The sequence below is a fragment of the Streptomyces sp. NPDC026301 genome (genome assembly GCF_055567935.1).
In genome coordinates this window covers 138,677-156,360 of sequence record NZ_JBVHPN010000012.1, presented here as the reverse complement: position 1 = coordinate 156,360, position 17,684 = coordinate 138,677, and the positions used below count along the sequence as shown (strand labels likewise).

Annotated in this window: 20 protein-coding genes; 8 read left to right on the top strand and 12 right to left on the bottom strand. The window is 71.6% G+C overall.

The window, feature by feature from the left end; all coding sequences use genetic code 11:
- Nucleotides 1-34: 34 nt before the first annotated feature.
- The 6 genes from ACZ4MH_RS22280 to ACZ4MH_RS22255 all read right to left on the bottom strand — a co-directional run bounded on the left by ACZ4MH_RS22280 (nucleotide 35) and on the right by ACZ4MH_RS22255 (nucleotide 5,699).
- The gene (locus ACZ4MH_RS22280) at nucleotides 35-1,330 is read right to left on the bottom strand and encodes an amidohydrolase family protein (RefSeq protein WP_467754649.1); all 1,296 of its coding nucleotides are present in this window, start codon (nucleotides 1,328-1,330) and stop codon (nucleotides 35-37) included.
- Between the two features lie 191 nt (nucleotides 1,331-1,521).
- Nucleotides 1,522-2,262 carry an SDR family NAD(P)-dependent oxidoreductase gene (locus ACZ4MH_RS22275; RefSeq protein ID WP_351597519.1) on the bottom strand — a complete coding sequence of 247 codons (741 nt, stop codon included), beginning with the start codon at nucleotides 2,260-2,262 and terminating at the stop codon, nucleotides 1,522-1,524.
- On the bottom strand, nucleotides 2,259-3,326 hold the full coding sequence (gene add / locus ACZ4MH_RS22270; protein ID WP_351597516.1) for an adenosine deaminase: 1,068 nt from the start codon (nucleotides 3,324-3,326) through the stop codon (nucleotides 2,259-2,261). Before add ends, ACZ4MH_RS22275 begins: the two co-directional genes overlap by 4 nt.
- Nucleotides 3,327-3,336: 10 nt before the next feature.
- Complete coding sequence (locus ACZ4MH_RS22265; protein WP_351597513.1) at nucleotides 3,337-4,821, bottom strand: sodium:solute symporter family protein; 1,485 nt, start codon at nucleotides 4,819-4,821, stop codon at nucleotides 3,337-3,339.
- The gene (locus ACZ4MH_RS22260; RefSeq protein ID WP_351597511.1) at nucleotides 4,818-5,042 is read right to left on the bottom strand and encodes a DUF3311 domain-containing protein; all 225 of its coding nucleotides are present in this window, start codon (nucleotides 5,040-5,042) and stop codon (nucleotides 4,818-4,820) included. Before ACZ4MH_RS22260 ends, ACZ4MH_RS22265 begins: the two co-directional genes overlap by 4 nt.
- Nucleotides 5,043-5,060: 18 nt before the next feature.
- Complete coding sequence (locus ACZ4MH_RS22255) at nucleotides 5,061-5,699, bottom strand: TetR/AcrR family transcriptional regulator (RefSeq protein ID WP_351597508.1); 639 nt, start codon at nucleotides 5,697-5,699, stop codon at nucleotides 5,061-5,063.
- Nucleotides 5,700-5,941: 242 nt separating this feature from the next.
- On the opposite strand from ACZ4MH_RS22255, the gene ACZ4MH_RS22250 reads away from it, so the two are divergent.
- Nucleotides 5,942-6,328 (top strand): hypothetical protein, encoded by a 387-nt coding sequence (locus ACZ4MH_RS22250; protein ID WP_351597507.1) that lies wholly within the window; start codon nucleotides 5,942-5,944, stop codon nucleotides 6,326-6,328.
- A 28-nt stretch (nucleotides 6,329-6,356) separates the two neighbouring features.
- Here the strand turns inward: ACZ4MH_RS22250 and ACZ4MH_RS22245 are convergent, their stop codons facing one another.
- A complete protein-coding gene (locus tag ACZ4MH_RS22245; protein WP_351597505.1) occupies nucleotides 6,357-7,400 on the bottom strand; it encodes a GlxA family transcriptional regulator in 1,044 nt (347 codons plus the stop codon).
- 137 nt (nucleotides 7,401-7,537) lie between these two features.
- On the opposite strand from ACZ4MH_RS22245, the gene ACZ4MH_RS22240 reads away from it, so the two are divergent.
- Entirely contained in the window at nucleotides 7,538-8,125 is a 588-nt protein-coding gene (locus ACZ4MH_RS22240) for a cysteine hydrolase family protein (protein ID WP_351597503.1), read from the top strand.
- A gap of 17 nt (nucleotides 8,126-8,142) precedes the next feature.
- On the opposite strand, the gene ACZ4MH_RS22235 is transcribed toward ACZ4MH_RS22240, so the two are convergent.
- From ACZ4MH_RS22235 to ACZ4MH_RS22225, 3 genes are all read right to left on the bottom strand, one after another.
- A complete protein-coding gene (locus tag ACZ4MH_RS22235; RefSeq protein WP_351597500.1) occupies nucleotides 8,143-8,871 on the bottom strand; it encodes a B3/B4 domain-containing protein in 729 nt (242 codons plus the stop codon).
- A 72-nt stretch (nucleotides 8,872-8,943) separates the two neighbouring features.
- Nucleotides 8,944-9,591, bottom strand: a complete 648-nt coding sequence (locus tag ACZ4MH_RS22230; RefSeq protein ID WP_351597497.1) for an FMN-binding negative transcriptional regulator — start codon at nucleotides 9,589-9,591, stop codon at nucleotides 8,944-8,946.
- Nucleotides 9,592-9,631: 40 nt separating this feature from the next.
- Complete coding sequence (locus tag ACZ4MH_RS22225) at nucleotides 9,632-10,468, bottom strand: DMT family transporter (protein WP_351597494.1); 837 nt, start codon at nucleotides 10,466-10,468, stop codon at nucleotides 9,632-9,634.
- A 118-nt stretch (nucleotides 10,469-10,586) separates the two neighbouring features.
- Here ACZ4MH_RS22225 and ACZ4MH_RS22220 point away from each other — a divergent pair, with 118 nt between their 5' ends.
- Both ACZ4MH_RS22220 and ACZ4MH_RS22215 read left to right on the top strand, forming a co-directional pair.
- On the top strand, nucleotides 10,587-11,171 hold the full coding sequence (locus ACZ4MH_RS22220; protein ID WP_351597491.1) for a helix-turn-helix domain-containing protein: 585 nt from the start codon (nucleotides 10,587-10,589) through the stop codon (nucleotides 11,169-11,171).
- A 109-nt stretch (nucleotides 11,172-11,280) separates the two neighbouring features.
- Nucleotides 11,281-11,775 carry a hypothetical protein gene (locus tag ACZ4MH_RS22215; protein WP_351597488.1) on the top strand — a complete coding sequence of 165 codons (495 nt, stop codon included), beginning with the start codon at nucleotides 11,281-11,283 and terminating at the stop codon, nucleotides 11,773-11,775.
- 77 nt (nucleotides 11,776-11,852) lie between these two features.
- On the opposite strand, the gene ACZ4MH_RS22210 is transcribed toward ACZ4MH_RS22215, so the two are convergent.
- Together ACZ4MH_RS22210 and ACZ4MH_RS22205 are read right to left on the bottom strand one after the other, a co-directional pair.
- Complete coding sequence (locus tag ACZ4MH_RS22210; protein ID WP_351597486.1) at nucleotides 11,853-12,785, bottom strand: glycosyl hydrolase family 18 protein; 933 nt, start codon at nucleotides 12,783-12,785, stop codon at nucleotides 11,853-11,855.
- Between the two features lie 134 nt (nucleotides 12,786-12,919).
- The gene (locus ACZ4MH_RS22205) at nucleotides 12,920-13,693 is read right to left on the bottom strand and encodes an IclR family transcriptional regulator (RefSeq protein ID WP_351597483.1); all 774 of its coding nucleotides are present in this window, start codon (nucleotides 13,691-13,693) and stop codon (nucleotides 12,920-12,922) included.
- Between the two features lie 189 nt (nucleotides 13,694-13,882).
- Between ACZ4MH_RS22205 and ACZ4MH_RS22200 the strand changes: the two genes are divergently transcribed.
- Genes ACZ4MH_RS22200 through ACZ4MH_RS22185 form a run of 4 tightly spaced genes read left to right on the top strand, consistent with a single transcriptional unit; the run spans nucleotide 13,883 to nucleotide 17,668 of the window.
- On the top strand, nucleotides 13,883-15,211 hold the full coding sequence (locus ACZ4MH_RS22200) for an MFS transporter (RefSeq protein WP_351597480.1): 1,329 nt from the start codon (nucleotides 13,883-13,885) through the stop codon (nucleotides 15,209-15,211).
- Between the two features lie 7 nt (nucleotides 15,212-15,218).
- Nucleotides 15,219-16,028 (top strand): fumarylacetoacetate hydrolase family protein, encoded by an 810-nt coding sequence (locus ACZ4MH_RS22195; RefSeq protein WP_351597477.1) that lies wholly within the window; start codon nucleotides 15,219-15,221, stop codon nucleotides 16,026-16,028.
- Entirely contained in the window at nucleotides 16,025-16,999 is a 975-nt protein-coding gene (locus tag ACZ4MH_RS22190) for a sugar kinase (protein ID WP_351597474.1), read from the top strand. The genes ACZ4MH_RS22195 and ACZ4MH_RS22190 overlap by 4 nt, the downstream gene beginning before the upstream one ends.
- 42 nt (nucleotides 17,000-17,041) lie before the next feature.
- Nucleotides 17,042-17,668: an orotidine 5'-phosphate decarboxylase / HUMPS family protein gene (locus tag ACZ4MH_RS22185; protein ID WP_351597471.1), complete on the top strand. Its 627-nt coding sequence runs from the start codon at nucleotides 17,042-17,044 to the stop codon at nucleotides 17,666-17,668.
- Nucleotides 17,669-17,684 lie beyond the last annotated feature (16 nt).

The following is a 17,684-nucleotide window of genomic DNA, read 5'->3' as shown; positions in this document are numbered from 1 at the left end:
GGAACTCCTTCGGTGGGACGGGCAGTATGGGGTTCTAGAGCGGCAGGCCCGCGCGCACCACGCGGCGCGGCTTCTTGAGTACGGAGACGTCGGCGAGCGGGTCGCCGTCCACCACGATCACGTCGCCCGCGAAGCCGGGCGTCAGCCGCCCCGCCGTCCGCTCCACACCGAGCAGCCGGGCGGCGCCCGTCGTGGCGGTACGGATCGCGTCGAGCGCCGACAGACCCGCCGCGCGCATCAACTCCACTTCCCTGCCGATGGGTTCGACCTCTCCGCCGGAGGAGTCGGTGCCCGCAGCCAGCGGGACGCCCAGCTCGTGCGCGGTGCGCACCGCGTGCTTGAGGACCGGCAGGTACGCGCGGCCGCGCTCGGCGAGCACCGGATCGGACGAGTCCACGAGCCCGGCGATGGCGGTCAGCGTCGGCGTGAAGTACGTCCCCCGGCGCCGCATGTCGTGCAGGGTGCGCTCGCCGACGAACACGCCGTGTTCCAGGGACCGGATCCCCGCCCGCACCGCGTCGTCGCAGCCCCGCTCGCTGTAGCTGTGGCACAGTACGCCCTTGCCGCCGCGCCGCGCCGCCGCGACGATCTCGGACAGCTGCTCATACGAGTAGACCTGGGCCAGCGGGTCCTGCTCCGGCAGGCCTGCACGCTCGTTCACCCGCGTCTTGATCACGTCGGCGCCGCGGGCGAGGTTCACCTGGACGACCCGGCGCAGCGCCTCGGTCGAACGCACGCCGTTCCGCAGCCGCACGAGCGGCGTGAGGTCCGGATCGGCGAGCACCGTGTCGCCCAGATCGGGCGTGACGAACACTCCGGCGGCCCGCAGCCGGGGCGCCTGCTCGGGTGCCTGGCGGGCCAACTCCCGTACAGCGATGTCCTGGTAGAAGTTCGTGGAGCCGCTGCGCGCACTGGTGGCGCCCTTGCGGACCGCGTCGCGCGCCTCGGCGGCGGTGTTGAGGTGGATGTGCGCGTCGACCAGACCGGGCAGTACCCAGCGGCCGTGTGCGTCGAGGCGCGGCGCGCCGGCCGGCATATCGACCCGCGCCCGGGCCCCGGCGGCGCGCACCACGCCGTCGCGGATCACCACGACGGCGTCCTCGGTGACCTCACCGGTCGCCGGGTCGAGCAGGGTGCCGCCCTCGACGACCAGGTCGCCGGTGCGGTGCGTGCTGCGCGCCGGACCGGCGGCGGATCCCCGCGCCGGCGCGGCGGCCGCGCCCGGAGCCGCCGAGAGAGCGGCGGCCGTACCGGCCAGGGCCGCGGCACCGGCGAGCACACCGCGGCGGGTGACCCGGCTGGGCGGGGGCGGGACGGACTCGACACACATGGCGGGCTCCTCAGCGCTCTGCGACAACCAATGGCCAGTTGGTATACCAAATTCCGGCGCTGGACAAGGCCCTCCGGTGATCGCTGCCCGCATATGGGGTGTGATGCGGCAGTTGCGCCCCCTATCTTCGGGAGTTCGGTATGCCGAAGTTGGTATGCCATCCTGCGCGACCGACCCCCAACGGATTCGTCTCAGGTCAGGTTCAGCCCGCCGTCGAGCACGATGACCTCGCCGGTGAGATAGCTGCTGCCGATCACCGACGCCACCAGGTCGGCCACGTCGGCGGGCCGGGCCGGGCGGTGCATGGGCGCGCGGTCCCGCCACAGCTCGTGCGCCTGCGCCCAGTCCTTCGTCATCGGCGTGTCCACCAGCCCCGGCGCCACCGCGTTGACCCGCACCTCGGGGCCGAGGGCGGCCGCGAGCAGCCGGGTCACGTGATTCAGCGCGGCCTTGCTCGCCGCGTACGGCACCGATGAGCCCTTGGGGCGCACCCCGGCATGGCTGGTGATGTTCACGACGCTGCCGCCCGCGGGGGATCGGCGCAGTGCCGGCAGTGCCGCCGTGCACAGTACCCATGGGGCGATCAGGTTGACCTCCAGCAGCTGCCGCCAGTCCGCCGGCGTCGCCGCGGCCAGGTCGTCGTGCGGGATCGGCCAGCTGATGCCCGCGTTGTTGACCAGCACGTCCAGCCGCCCGTACCGGCCGAGCGCCGCCTCGACCAGCCCCCGGGCCTCCTCCTCCACCGCCAGATCGGCCCGCACGTACGCCCCGCCGAGCTCCGCCGCCAGCGCCTCACCGGCCTCCGCACTGCGCCGCGAGTGCACGACGACCCGCATCCCGTCCGCCGCCAGCCGCCGCGCGACGGCCTCCCCGATCCCCGACGTGGACCCGCTGACCAGGGCGACGGGCCGATCCGCTGCTTCGATCTTCATGCCGGGGATCTTGTCACGCCTCCCGCGCGCCGCTGCCCGAGCGGCCCGAGCGCGGCGATCTCGGTGCTGAACTCCCGGCGGAGCCGGCGTTTGGCGTCGTCGTCGAGCCAGGTGGCGTCGATGCCGGCGACTGCGAGTTCGGTGGCCGTGGTGAGGGAGAGGCCGAGCTCCCGGTGCAGGGTGACGTACGCGGTACCGATGTCCGTGCCGTACATGGGCGGGTCGTCGGTACAGATCACGAGGGGGAGCCCGGCGTCCAGCATGTGGCGGACGTTGCGCCAGCGGGTGGCCAGGCGCGACGGGACACAGGTGTGGGAACCGACCGTGAACGGGACGCCGTTGTCGGCGCAGCGCCGGGCGACATGCGGGTCGCCGAGGACGTGGTATCCGTGGTCGATGCGGTCGCAGCCGAGGTCGTCCAGGCAGGTGGTGATGTGGGACGGCGGGGCCTCGGCGGGGGTCTGGTTGTCCTCGCAGGCGTGCGCGGTCCGGCGCAGACCGGCCCGCCCCGCCATCCCGTACGCCTCGGCGAAGAGCCCCGGGGGACCGCTGCGTTCGGCGCCGTCCATCCCTATGCCGATGATCTCGTCGCGCGGATCGGCGATGGCATCGGCGACCATGTCGCGGGCGGTCCCCGGACCGAGTTCGCGGTTGATGGCGGGTATCAGGCGTCCGGTCACCCCGTGATCGGCCTCGGCGTCGCGCAGGCCCGCGATGAATCCGTCGGCCATCGTGCGGTACGTGACGCCGCTCGGGTAGTAATCGGTGGGATTGAAGAACAGCTCGGCGTACTTGAGGTTGCCGGCCGTGGCGGCGTCGGCGAGGGCCTCGTAGGCGACGCGGGCGAAGTCGTCGTGGGTGACCAGGCAGCGGGCGGCAGTGCGCACGACGTCGAGGAAGTCGTAGAAGTCGTCGAAGACATAGAGCTGTTCGGGGTCGCTGGTCCGCAGGGGTACGTCGTTCTTGCGTGCCAGTTCGATCAGTGTGGCCGGGCGGATGGTGCCGGCCAAGTGGCAGTGCAGGTCGACCTTGGGCAGGCGGCGGAGAAAAGTCTCCTCGTCCATGGGATGGCTCCTACGGTTCGGTGACGGTGGGCGCCGTCGGAGTGCGGTGGGCGGGCGCAACACTCGAATCGGGGTGTACGGGCACGTCGGCGCCCTTGGTCAGGGCTACGGGCCGGCGTGGCTCCCCAGGGGGGCCGAGTCGGCTGAGCCCGAAGGTGAGCGCCAGATTCACCGCGAGTGCGACGAGCCCGATGTTGATGCCGCCGAGGCGGGCGTCGGTGACGTACAGCGTGATGGCGAGCAAGCCGCCGCCGACGATGCCGGTTCCGACCGCGAAGGGGCGCACCGTCCGGGCGAAGAAGATCGCCAGCCAGCCGGTCGCGAACTGGATGCCGACATAGCCGCTGAGGTTGAGCACGGTCAGCATCAGCGCCGGGCTGAAGGTCGTCATCGCGGCGGACACGGCGAGGAACAGTCCGACAGCGGCGGTGGTGTACCGGCGTTGTGCCGTCGGCGGTACCCGCGGCACCAGGTTGCGGGTTACGATCGCGCCGATGTTGAGCGAGGTGGCGGCCAGTACGAGCACACCGGCCAGCGCGGCCCCCGCGGCCACGACCCCCACCAGCCAGGACGGCAGGAGAGCGTGCGCGAGGTTCAGGAACACACCGTTCGGGTCGTCGCTCTTCGGCAGTGCGCCGATGGCGAAGTACGCGGCGAACACCGCGAACGGATACATCAGCATGTACACCGGCATGAAGACGGTCGAGCTCTTCACCGCCGCTTCCGAGCGTGCCGGGAACACATACGGTGACACCGAGGGCTGCAGGTAGAAGCCGAAGCCCTGGTAGACGATGGTGGTGACGGAGAAGGCGAGCGCTGTGCCGGACAGCTGGGGGTGCGGGTCCACGGCGGCCGCTCGCGCGAACAGCGCGGGGACGCCGTGGGCCGCGAGGACGGCGGCCACACCGACGGCCACGATGCCCAGCAGCATGAACACGTCCTTGACGAGCGCGACGAACGCGGAGCCCCGCATGCCCGCCACCGCGACATACACGAACGCGACGGCCGCGGCGATGAGCACGGCGCCGAACGGGCTGATGGGCAGGCCGAGTCCGCCGAGCACGATCTGCAGCCCGATGAACTGGAACTGTCCCCACGGCACCAGCGCGATCATGGACCCGATCGCGATGACGACCTCGAGCCTGCGGCTGCGGAAATGCCGGCCGAACACCTCGGGGACGGTCAGCGCGTCGTAACGCGCGGCGGCCCGCCACACCAGCGGCGCGAGGAAGTACCCCACGGGATAGGCCAGCAGAAGGTAGCCGAGGAACCAGAGGCCGTAACCGGCGCCCTCGGAGTAGATGCCGCCGGGGAAGCCGAGCATGGTGCCGATGCTGTAGACCTCGCCGACGGCCAGGAAGAACAGCATCAGCGGCGGGAAGGAACGGCCGCCCACCAGGAACTGCCGGATGTCCATGCGCCGCACGCCGACCCGGGCGAGCACGGCCACCCCGAGCGACAAGGCCATGATCAGGGCGAACACCACTGCTGTCATGGTCTGCTGCCCTCCTGGCCCGTGTAGTGGTGACGGTCGAATCCGTACCAGCTGACCGCCAGGCAGATCGTGGTCAGCGGGAACCAGGCGAACATCCAGAAGAACAGCAGCGGGATGCCCAGGACCGAGACCTGCGTGTTGCTGATGAGCGGTGGAACGATCACGATGGCGACGGCCGGTATGCCCAGGCCGATCGCGAGACTGCACACACTCCGTGGCACAGCGTGCCTCCTAGTTGGTCAGGTCTGCTCTCCGGTTGATGACCGGTCCGCCGGCGTCGCGTCGGCGGCTTCGTCGTTGCGGCGGCGGAGGTCGGCCAGGAGTGTGGTCATCGCCCACTCGACGGCGTCGGCCACCTCCTCGCCCGACATGTCCAGCTCCTCGCGCATGGTCGCCCACGCCAGCACGTTGTCCAGGTACGCCAGTACGGCCTCCGCGCGGCGCCGGTCCCCGGCGGGCAGCGACGGCGCGACCTCCGCCAGCGACGTGCTGTTCTCCGCGAGAACGTGCTGGCGGAACCCCGCGCGCACGCTGCGGCCGAGCCGGGACAGCGCGATCGCGTAGGCCAGGTTCGGCTGCCGGTCGAACCGCCGGCACGCCTCCCGGAACACCGTGGGCAGTTCGTCCAGCGACGAGGGGTGCACATAGCGGAATACGTTGTCGTTGATCCACTGGCCCGCCGCGGCCTGCAGGTCCACCCGCGTCGGGAAGTGCCGGTACACCGTCCGGTCGGTGATGCCCGCCCGCTCGGCAACCGCCGACACGGACACCTCCTCGACCGGCTGATCGGCCAGGCACTCCACGAACGCCTTGAGGATCGCCTCCCGCGTCTGCGCGGCGTACTCGTCCCGAAGGTTGCGTCGTGGCTGTGTACTCATGTCAGTAATCTGACGTGAGCATGGAAGCATGTCAATGCTTTGGACGGGACGAAGGGAAGGAGGGCGGGAGGAGAGATGGCCGGTACCCGACCTTTACGGCGACGGAGTGCCCGCCTCCGTCGCCATCTGCGAGAAACCCTCTCCCCGAGCCGCGTCACCGTTCATAGGCTTCCTCGTGTCAGGCGAGCGGCGGCCGCTGTCTTCGTGACTCACCGAACGGTTCACCGGAGGGACGTGACGACATGCAGCGGATGGCAAGCGCCGCGGCAGTGGTGTTGGCGGTCGTACTGCTCGCGGGGTGCGACATGGGGGAGGGCGAGGACCGGGCCGTGGGGTGTGCGAAGTTCGCACTCGCGGTGTCCGACGCCATAGGGGACCTCGAACACGCCGTGCTGGAGTCCGCCCTCGACCGCAGGGCGGACGCGGCGGTCGATGCGCTGGATGCGGCGGTCGCCGATCTCAGGCAGCGGTCGTCCGGTGCGGAGGTGCGGGAGGCCGCCGCCGCGGTCGACGAGGCGGCGGGCGAGGTGCGCGCGGCGCTGGCCCAAAACCGTGAACCCGATCTGCAACCGTTGCGGAGCGCCGGCCTGCAACTGGTCAGGGCGTGCCCCAACGGAGCGGCCTCGTGAGCCCGGAGAGTCGCTCTCCGCTGTTCCGCTACCCGGAATACCGGAAACCACTGCGGTACTCGGTCGGTGTGGTGGCCAGTTGGCGGCGGAAGGCGCGGATGAGGGTGTCGACCGTACCGAAACCGCAGGCGCCCGCGATGCGTTCAAGCGTGGCGTCGGTCGACTCCAGCTGGTTCCGGGCGAGTTCGACGCGCGCTGATTCGATGTAGGCGGCCGGGGTCGTGCCGAGGTCGGTCTTGAAGATGCGGGAGAGCTGCCGTTCGGAGACGTGGGCGTGTTCGGCGAGGTCGGCGAGGCCGATGGGCCGGGACAGGTTGCGGGTGATGTAGTGCCGCAGGTCCTCGATCCGGCGAGTGGTGGAGACGGGTTCGAGGGGTACGGAGAACTGGCTCTGTCCGCCGGGGCGTTTGAGGTACATCACGAGCTGGCGGGCCACGCGCAGGGCCGCGGCTTCGCCGAAGTCCTCGGCGACCAGGGCCAAGGACAGGTCGAGGCAGGAGCTGATGCCCGCGCCGGTCCACACGGCGCCGTCACGAATGAAGATCGGGTCGGCGTCCACGGTGACGGCGGGGTGCTCGGCGGCGAGCTGGCGGGCGGTCGACCAGTGTGTGGTGGCCCGCTTCCCGTCGAGCAGGCCCGCGGCGGCCAGGATATGGGCGCCGACGCACACGGAGGCGATGCGACGGGACGCGCCGGCGAGCTGCTTGACGCGCGCGGTGACATCCGGGTCCGCCAGGGCGCTCACGCGCCGGTCGGCGTCGATGCGTACGGAGCCGGGCACCAGGAGGGTGTCGATGCTCTGACCGGCCACCTCCTCGAACGTGGCATCGGGCAGGACGCGCACCCCTGCCGAGGTGGTGACCGGCTCCAGCGTTTCGGCGGCCAGGAGGACGCGGTAGCCGGTGTGGGCGTGGGTGTTCCTGTCGGGGTGGGCGCCGGCATCCGTATCGGTATCCGTATCGGTGTCGACCTCGCGTTGCAGCAGGGCGAACACCTCCGGGGGGCCGGTGATGTCCAGCAGATCGACGCCGTCGAAGACGACAACGACGACGAGCCGTTTCGATGCGGGCACGGGCCCTCCCACGTGATGTCCGGATCTGCAAGTTGAGCGTCATTGCAGACATTGACGGGGGATCGTAGCGTCGAACACGTCGGCGCCGCCAGCGCGCCGGACGACACCAACACCCCGCCCGAGGAGGGCCTTTACCCATGGCTACGACGACGCTGCGCCGGCTCAACGGCTTCGACGAGACCCCGGCGACCCTCGCCGACGCGACGCTCATCATGGTCGACTTCCAGAACACCTACACCCGGGGTGTGATGGAGCTGTCCGGCTGGAAGGCGGCCCTGGACTCGGCCGCGGCGCTGCTGGCGCGGGCGCGTGCGGCGGGCACGCCGGTCATCCACATCGTCCACGACGGCGGCGAGGGCACCCCCTACGACATCCGCGCGGAGATCGGCGCCATCCACCCGAGCGTGGCCCCGGTCGACGGTGAGCAGGTCGTGGCGAAGCAGGCGCCGAACTCCTTCCACGGCACCGACCTTGAACAGCGGGTCAAGGCCGCGGGCCGCAAGAACGTGATCATCGCCGGTTTTATGACGCACATGTGCGTCACCTTCACCGCCGAAGGCGCGTTCCTGCGCGGCTACGCGCCCACGATCGTCGCTGACGCGTGCGCCACTCGACCCCTGACGGGGGCCGGTGCTGAGCTGTCCGCCGAACAGGTCCATCACAGCGCGCTGGCCACGATCGAAGACCTCTACGGCATCGTCGTGGCGCGGGGCTCCGCCCTGTAGGCCCGGCAGGCCCAAGCTCAGCGGATGACCTTGGAATGGGAACAGATAATTTCGGGGTGGGCCGGGCTGAGGTAGTGCACGGCGGTCTGGTCGGCGTGCGGGGCGAGCAGGTCCCGCAGCTCCTCCGCCGCGGTCTTCAGGAGATGGCCGTCACGGGTGGCGTGCAGGGTTTCGAGGACGAAGGCGACGTGCGTGGAGTCCTCGGTGACGCGGGTGCGGTGGGCGTCGCGGTGGTTCCAGTGGCGGGTCAGGACATCGGTGGTGTCCGCGTAGATGATCTCGCCGGGCTTGGGGTTCTCGATGGTGTCGGGCTCGCCGAGCGGGGTGAAGGACTCGGTGCCGTCCGCGTACCGGATCTCGACGTCGCCGGTGACGTGGCCCAGGTCGAAGGCGCCGGCGGGCAGGCCGTGGCGGACGGAGACGGCGTTGTACGAGTCGACGGCCGGGTTGATGCGCGGCAGCGTGCCCTTCTTGGCCATGCGGCGGCCGAGCGCGTCGACGCTGGGGCGGATGCGGCGGGGGTTGGTGCCGAAGGAACGGTAGGCGGTGTGCCACGCCTCGATACGGGGGTCACTCTCATCGGCGGGCTGCCAGGTCCCGTCGGCGAGCCGCTGCTCCAGGTCCTCCAGGGCGGCGGTGGTGCCGGGCCAGGCTTCGTGGCCGCGCAGACCGGTGGCGGTGACCAGCGCGATGAGGGTGTCGGGGAAGGCGTCTGCGACGGCGGGGGTGAGGCGGAAGGCGGTCATGGGCGGGGTTCCGTTTCCTGTGTGCGGACGGACGGGCTGACGAGCGATCGGGCGGACGAGCGACCGGTGGGGTCAGGGCTTCCAGGGACCGATGCGGTCCCGGCGGCGGAGCTGCTGACGTGCGGTGGGCACGTCGAGACCCTCGCCACGCTCAGTGAGGCGATCGGCGACGGCCGTGCGGTACTCCACGGGCTTGTGGTCGTCGTACTTGAACTTGGCCACCACCTCGGTGACCTCCAGGCGCAGGCCGCGGATGCCGGGCAGCATCCGGCCGTAGGGCGGCTCGTCGACAGCGACGGGGGCGTGGTCGCCCTCGGGCTGGAAGTGGGCGAGCTGGCGGCGCAGCAGCTCGGCCTTGGCTTCCGGGTCGTCGACTATGTGGGCGCGGCAGGCGAACTGCACCGCTGCGTAGTAGCTGGTGGGTACGCCATCCGTGGGCGGGACACCGGGCTTGGCGCGCCAGGGGCCGGGGATGAAGGCGTAGTCGCCGATCACGGTGAAGGTGACGTGCGGGTCGTGCTCGATCGCCTTCCAGACCGGGTTGGGCCGGGCGAGGTGGACCAGGAGGTGGCTGCCGTCACAGGTGAAGTGGGTGGGGACGACGGCGGGCGGGTGGCCGGGCAGGCCATTGACGCTCAGCTGCCCGAAGTCGTGGCCTTCGGCGATCCAGGTCTGCCATTCGGCTTCGTCCAGGCCGGCATCCCAGGGCTGGATGAACATGCTGGTCTCCTTGCGTTTCGGCTGGTGGGCGGGGGCTTGCTCAGGTAAGGGCGAGGAGGCTGACGGCGACGGCGGCGGTGCCCAGGCCGACGAGCTGGCCGCGGTGGATGCGTTCGGCGAGTACGCCGCGGGCCAGCAGGACCGTGCCGGCCGGGTAGAGGGCGGTGATCACGGCGACGACGGCGAGGTCCCCACTACGGGCGGCAAGCAGGAACAGCAGGTTCGCCACCGAATCCAGCACACCCGCGGCGGCCGATATCCCGTATGCGGGCCGCTCGGAGCCCAGCTTGCGGTACATCGCCCCCGCCGCGGCCAGGGTCACGGCCGAGGAGACCGCCCGGCCGATGATCAGCGGGGCCACCCCGCTGTCGGACGGCGCCTGGTGCAGGAAGATCAGCTGAAGGGCGATGGCCGCGCCCGCGCCGAAGGCGAGCAGCAGCGCCGTACGGGAGGGCCGAGCCGAGCCGGCGCCGTGTCCGGCGCTGACCAGCACCACCGACACCAGCGCGAGCGGCAGGCCGATCAGTCCGGCGGTGGCCAGGTGCTCGCCCTGGAGCAGGCCCACGCCGACGGGCAGTGCGGCGGACACCAGGGCGGTCACGGGCGACAGCATGTTCATCGGGCCGATCGCCAGGGTGCGGTAGAGCAGCGCGAACGCGGCGGCCGAGGCGACCCCGGAAGCGGCACCCCAGCCGAGGGTGCCGGCGCTGAACGAGGCGCCGAGGAACGGCCAGAGCAGCAGCTCGACCGCGAGGCTGGCCGGGGCCGCGATCAACACGGTACGCAGTACATGAGCTTTACGGGCGCCGAGGCCGCCGAGGAAATCGGCGCATCCGTAGGCGAGTGAGCTGCCCAGAGCCAGCAGCAGAGCGATCACGGTACATCCCTTACTATCTCAGTAGAACGACTAAACCGTACAATGGAACGACCGGGGTGTGTCAATCAAACGACCGCGCGGTCTATTCCAGTGGTCCACTCGCAAGGATGGTGATCAGATGGCCGAGACGGCCACAGCCCTGCGGACGCTCGCGCACAACGTCAGGGCGGCCCGCACCCGCGCGGGCCTGTCCCTGGATGAGCTCAGCCGGCGTGCCCAGGTCAGCAAGGGGGCTCTGGTGGGGCTGGAGAAGGCCCAGGGCAACCCGAACTTCGCCACCCTGGTCCGGCTGGCCGACACCCTCGGCGTTTCGGTGTCCGCCCTGATGGAGGGGTCGGCGGAAGGGCGCGTACGCGTCGTGGCCGCTGACGCCGTGACCCCCCTGTGGACCGGTGCCCAGGGCAGCGAGGCCCGGCTCATGCTGACCACGTCCGGCCCGGCTCCGGTGGAGGTCTGGCGCTGGCGGTTGGAGCCGGGCGAGGAGTACCCCAGCCATCCGCATCAGGCCGGAGTCGTGGAAACCGTCAGCGTCACCGCCGGCCGGATGGTCCTGGTGGTCGACGGTACCGAGCACGCCGTCGAAGCCGGACAGACCGCCGCGTTCGACGGCGATGCCCCGCACACCTACCGCGGCTCGGGCACCACAGCCTGCGATCTGATCATGACGGTCCACCTGCCGCCCGGCCCCGCTGCCACGACCTGACCCGCACCGCTGAAGGACTGGTGGCGAAACAGAGTTGGGTGGAGGGGACCGACCCTGATTGAATGAGACGGATGATCTTGAGCTGCTGTCCTCGGAAAGGCAATCCCTGATGTCGTCCGTCCTCGACCAGGTCCCGGCCGTCGCTGCGTTGACCAAGGAGTCCCTGCGTACGCGTGGTCGGGGCGCGCCTTCCCGTCCGGCGGCACGTGCCACGACAGCGGCCCGCCGAGCCGTCCCCCTCGACGCCGCCGGCGCCGAGGTTCTCCGTACCATCGCCGACTCCCGCACCCCGGTGTTCATCACCGTGCATGCGAATGGCCGGCGCCGGTACGGCTACTGGCGGCCGTACGACTCCCGCACCCGCACGGGAGGGTGCTACGTCGCGCTGCCCACCCCGGTGTGCGACCAGCTGCAGTCGGCAGGCCGGATCACGTTCGGTGAGCCCTTGGTGGATCCGGCCAAGACGACGTACCGCGTGCGGCTCGCCGACACCCCCGCCGAGCCCGCTCGCACCGCTGCCGCGCCCGCCCGTACCCCGGCCGCGCCGGTGCGCCGCCTCCCGGTGACTCCCGCGCGCGCGGTGGCACGAACGCTTGCCGCATGAGCTGAGGTCCCCACGAGCTGAGGTCCCCACGAGCCACCCACTGGCCTGAGGCGGCCCCAGGCCACCGGAGGAGCGGATCAGCCGGACAGTGCGCCCGAGACTCCGGCCGCCCACTCCCACGGAGCGGACGTGCCGCCCGGCTCCGAGTTGAAGTACTCCCAGCCGGCGACGCCGCCGAAGTCGCCGTACTTCGTCGTCAGGGTGGTGACCGTGCGGCGCAGGGCCGACAGGTCGAGGTAGCCGCTGCCGCCGTTGGCGGGGGAGGTCAGGGCGCCGGCGGCCACCTTGGCGGGCGGGATCAGTCCGCGCCGGACGATGGCGTCGTAGTCGGCGGTCGAGGCGAGGCTGCCCCAGCCGTTGTAGAACTGCGCGTTGAACCAGGCGATGTCGCCGCCGCGGTCCCGGTAGAGCCGGTCGTAGCCGAATCCGGAGAGGTTGCCGCCGCCGCTGAGCGCGCTCGCCACCGGCGCGAGGGTGATGAGGAAGCCCGGCCCGAAGTCGGCGCGCAGCGCGTCGATGAGCCGCACGATTCCGGTGAGCGACATCCGTTCTTCGACATCGAGGTCCACGCCGTCCAGGGCGTACTGGCGGAGGAAATCCCGCAGCAGGGGATAATACGTGGTGAATTCGGTGTCCAGGCGCTGGAAACTGCCCGGCGCCGCACCGCCGAGCATGGCGAGGACGCGGACGCCCCGGCCCTGCATGGTCTTCAGGTCGCGCCACATCGGGGCGAACTTCGCCGCCCCCGGCGGGTCGTCGTTCAGGTGCACCGGCGCGTACGGCCCGTTCACGTCGTTGAGGTGAACGGCCGCCAGGAGTAGGTGTGTTGTGCCGGTGTGGTGGTCGGTGAGGCCGAGCGGGGAGACGTAACCGCCGTTCGTGTACTGGGTCTGGTAATAGACGACGAGCCGCCGGTCCGGCGAGGCAGGCTTCGCCGCCCACGCCGGTCCCGCGGCCGTCACGGACAGCGCCAGGGATGCGAGAAGTACGCCGCGTCTGCTCATGTGCATGTGGGGGTTCTCCCTTTCACGGAGGGCCGTGCACCGGGTCGCGGCAATTCTGGCGAGGGAGGAATGCGGAAGGCCAGACCGCTGCAGCTACTAATGCGCTTTAGTGCGTACGGTGTTCGCCGGCCCGGCGCCGCTCAGAAGGGGCGGGGTGGCAGCAGTACCGCGAGTTCCTGGGCCGCGTTCGCCAGTGCGGGGCGCAGGGTCAGGAGGTCGGCGGCCGGCATCCGGAAGGCGGGGGCCGCGACCGAGAGCGCGGCGTGCGCGACGCCGTCCGGGCCGAGGATGGGCACGCCCAGCGCGCGGATGCCCGGCTCGTGTTCCTCGTCGGCGACCGCGTGTCCTTCGGCCCGTACTTTCTCGATCTCGGCCCGGAACGCCGCGCGGTCGGTGATCGAGTGGGGGCCCAGTTCGGTCAGTTCGACGCCTTCGGTGAGCGCTTCGCGTACCTCGGCGGGCGCGAAGGCGATCAGTACCTTGCCCATCGAGGTGCAGTGCACCGGGCCGTGCTTGCCGGGCTCGCCGCGCACGCTCACCTGCTGCGGGCCCTCGACGTGGTGGATGTACAGCTGCTTGTCGCCGTCCAGTACCGACATCAGGACCGCTTCCCGGCAGGTCTCGGCGAGCCTGCGCATCACCGGCAGCGCGACGCCCGCGAAGCCGTGCGCGTGCGAGACGCGCTGGCCGAGCTGGTACACCCGCAGCCCGAGTGTGTAGTGCTTGGTGCGGGCGTCGAACTCCACGAAGCTGTCCCGGGTCAGGGACTTCAGGAGCCGGTAGCACGTGCTGGTCGGGAAGCCGGAGGCGCGGGTCAGCTCGGAGAGCGTCACGCCGCCCGGGCGCTCGCCGAGCAGGGTGAGGACGTGCAGGGCCTTGCCGACCATGTCGGAGGCCGGAGTACTGGTGGACATACGGTCAGTTTCCCATACGGCTTCTCGCATGGCGGCAAGACTTTCTTCCATCCGGAAACAATCCGTTGACAGGCGGAAACGTGGCCGTCATTCTCTTCTCAGTTTGCGGCAGGGCTTGCCACATCGTGGCAATACTGGCAACGGCCCCTGCCCCTCCGCCCTTTCCGTCTCGGGAGAAAGGCCACCTGGATGTCGACCCCGCCCCCGGCCGCCGCCCCGGCGCCCGCCGTCGCCGCCCTCAGCCGCCGGCGCTGGACCCGGCTGATGCCCGTGGTCTTCGTGACCTACAGCTTCGCCTACCTGGAACGCTCCAACTTCTCCGTGGCCGCCGCCGGCGGCATGGCCGACGACCTGCACATCACAGGGTCCGTCTCCGCCCTGCTCGGCTCGCTCTTCTTCCTCGGCTACTTCGCCTTCCAGCTCCCCGGCGCGGTCTACGCCGAGCGACGGAGCGTCAAGAAGCTCATCGTCCGGTGCCTGCTGCTGTGGGGCGTGCTCGCCACCGCCCAGGGCCTCATCCCGGACGTACGCGTCCTGATGGTGGTGCGCTTCCTGCTCGGCGTCTCCGAAGCCGCCGTACTGCCCGCGATGGTCATCCACATCACCCACTGGTTCACCGCCCGCGAGCGCGGCCGCGCCAACACCTGGCTCATCCTCGGCAACCCCGCCACCGTCCTGTGGCTCACCGTCGTCTCCGGCTACCTCGTCGAATGGGTCGGCTGGCACGGCATGTTCATCGCCCAGGGCATCCCCGCACTGATCTGGGCGTTCGTCTTCCACAAGTGCATCGACGACCACCCGCGCGACGCCAAGTGGCTCACCCCCGGCGAACGCACCGCACTGGAAGGCGCTCTCGCCGCCGAACAGGGACGGCTGCCGGCCGGCGGCAGCTACCTCGCCGCGCTCCGCTCCCGCAACGTCGTCCTGCTCTCCCTCCAGTACTTCCTGTGGAGCCTCGGCGTCTACGGCTTCGTCTTCTGGCTGCCCTCCATCGTCCGCGCCGGCAGCGACGAGGGCATCGGCCTCACCGGCCTGATCTCCGCGCTGCCCTACCTCTTCGCCTGCGCCGCGATGCTCTACAACAGCCGCGCCTCCGACCGCGCCGGCTCCCGCGCCCGGTACGTCTGGCCCTGGCTGCTGCTCGGCGCCGCCGGCTTCTACGGCTCCTACCTCCTCGGCGACGCCTTCTGGCTCTCCTACCCGCTGCTCTGCGTCGCCGCCGCCGGCATGTACGCCCCGTACGGCCCCTACTTCGCGACCATCCCGGAACTCCTCCCGCAGAAGCTGAGCGCCGCCGCCGTCGGCCTCATCAACTCCTTCGGCGCGCTCGGCGGCTTCGCCGGCAGCTATCTGATCGGCACGCTGAACGACGTGACCGGCTCCACCGCCACCTCGTTCCTCACCATGGCCGGCTGCCTCGTACTCGCCGCCGCGCTGATGCTCGCGGTACGCCCGCCGCGTCCCGGCACGGCCGGCAGCCCCGCGCCGCAGCCCGCGCACACCACGAAGGACGCCTGACAGCAGCATGCGCATCGCCCGAATCGCCCACGCCGGCGGCACCGCACACGCCGTACTCGACGGTGACACCGCCGAGCTCATCGCCGACCCCTTCGAAGCCGGGCCCGAGGCAGGGGGAGCGGCGGACGGGGGAGCGGCGGACGGCGCCGCCGGCAGGGCACCCGTCCGGCTCGGCCCCCGCCTGCCCCTCGCCGAGGTCCGCCTGCTCGCCCCCGTCCGGCCGCGCACGGTCGTCGGCATGGCCCACAACACCGGACCGGCCGACCGCGCCTTGCCGCCCCAGGCATTCCTCAAGCCCGCCCGCTCCGTCATCGGACCGCACGAACCGGTACGCCTCCCCGACGGCATCGGCCGCGTCGACGCCGAAGCCGAACTGGCCGTCGTCCTCGCCGCCTCGCCCGCCGGACACACCCCCGACACCGTGCTGCGCACCGTCTTCGGCTGGACCGTCGCCAACGACCTCACCGCCCGCGACCTCCAGCACACCGACCCGCTGTGGACCGCGGCCAAGGGCCACCCCGGCTTCACCCCGCTCGGCCCGTGGATCGAGACCGCCCTCGCCGACCCCGACGACGCCGAGGTGTCGCTCGCCATCGACGGCGTACCGCTGCGCCCCGCCCCGACCCGCGAACTCGCCCGCGGCGTGGCCGAGATCCTCTGCTACCTCGGTGGCTTCCTGCCGCTCGGCCCCGGCGACGTGATCCTCACCGGCGCCCCCGGCGAGTACGGCCCGCTCCGCCCCGGCGGCCGCGCCGACGCCACCGTCGCCGGCATCGGCACCCTGACCACTCCTGTCCACACCGGAGGCCCCCGTTGACTCTCAGCTCCCTACCGCAGGGCCGCCTCGACGTGGTGACCTTCGGCGAGGTCATGGGCATGCTCGTCGCCGCCGACGACGGACCGCTCGCCGACGTTACCCACTACACCCGCTCCCTGGCCGGTGCCGAGATCAACGTCGCCACCGGACTGGTCCGCCTCGGCCACACCGCCGGCTGGGTGGGCCGCGTCGGCGACGACCCGCTCGGCGCCCACGCCCTCGCCGCCCTGCGCGCCGAAGGCGTGGACACGGCCCAGGTCACCGTGGACCCCGAGGCCCGCACCGGCTTCCAGCTCAAGAGCCGCGTCACCGAGGGCGATCCGGAGGTGGTGTACTTCCGCAAGCACTCCGCCGGCAGCCGCCTCGCGCCCTCGGAAGCCGCCGACGCGTACATACGCGGCGCCCGCCACCTCCACGTGACCGGCATCCCCGCCGCCCTCTCGCCCACGGCCCGCGCCTTCACCCACCGCGCCATGGCCGCGGCCCGCGACGCCGGGCTCACCGTCTCCTTCGACCCGAACCTGCGCCCCGCGCTCTGGTCCGACCGCGCCGAGATGGTGCGGACCGTCAACGAGCTGGCGGCCCGCGCCGACTGGGTACTGCCCGGGCTGGGCGAGGGCCGGCTGCTCACCGGTGCGCAGGACCCGGCCGACGTGGCCGGCTGGTACCTGGCGCGTGGCGTGCGCCGCGTCGTACTGAAGGACGGGGCCCGCGGCGCCGCACTGTACGACCGCGCGGGCGGGGTGTGGACGCACCCCGTCCTTCCCGTACGGGCCGTCGACACCGTGGGCGCGGGCGACGGCTTCGCGGCCGGGCTGATCAGCGCCCACCTGGACGGGCTCGGCCCGCGGCAGGCCCTCGCCCGGGCCGCCGCCGTGGGCGCCCTCGCCACCACCAGCCACGGCGACCGGGACGGCCTGCCCACCCGCGCCCGGCTGGAGACCTTCCTCCGCACCCACGCCGCCGCCTGACCGCGCCCCTGAACCCCTGCTCGTACAAAAGGAGTTGGCCCCATGGCCGTACAGTTGCAGATCGCCCTGGACCGGATGCCCCTGGAACGGGCGGTGCGGCTCACCGAGGCCGTCGCGCCGCACGCCGACTGGATCGAGGTCGGCACGTCCCTGATCAAACACTTCGGGATGCGCGCCGTGACCGAGGTGGCGGCGGCCGCGGGGAAGGTCCCCGTACTGGCCGATCTGAAGACCGCGGACGACGCGGTGTTCGAGTTCACGCTCGCTTACGACGCGGGGGCTGCCTCCGCGACCGTCCTCGGGGTGGCCGCCGACGCGACCCTGGACGCCGCCGTACGCGTCGCCGCCGAACGCGGCACCGAGACTGTGGTCGACCTGATGCAGACCACCGAGGAGCGGCGCACGGCCCTCGCCGCCCGGCTGCCCGCCGACGTCGTCCTGGCCGCACACGTCGGCAAGGACGCCCAGCGGGCCGGCGGCAACCCCGCCGATCTGCTCGGACCCTGGCGGCACGGCCGCCGGGTCGCCGTCGCGGGCGGCCTGACCGCCGCCGACCTGCCGGCCTTCACCGGCCCCGACGACATCCGCGTCATCGTCGGCTCCGCGGTGACGGCGGCGGACGACCCCGAAGCGGCGGCCCGCGCCCTCGCCGCGGCCGCCGGCCGCTGACACCCGTACATCAACC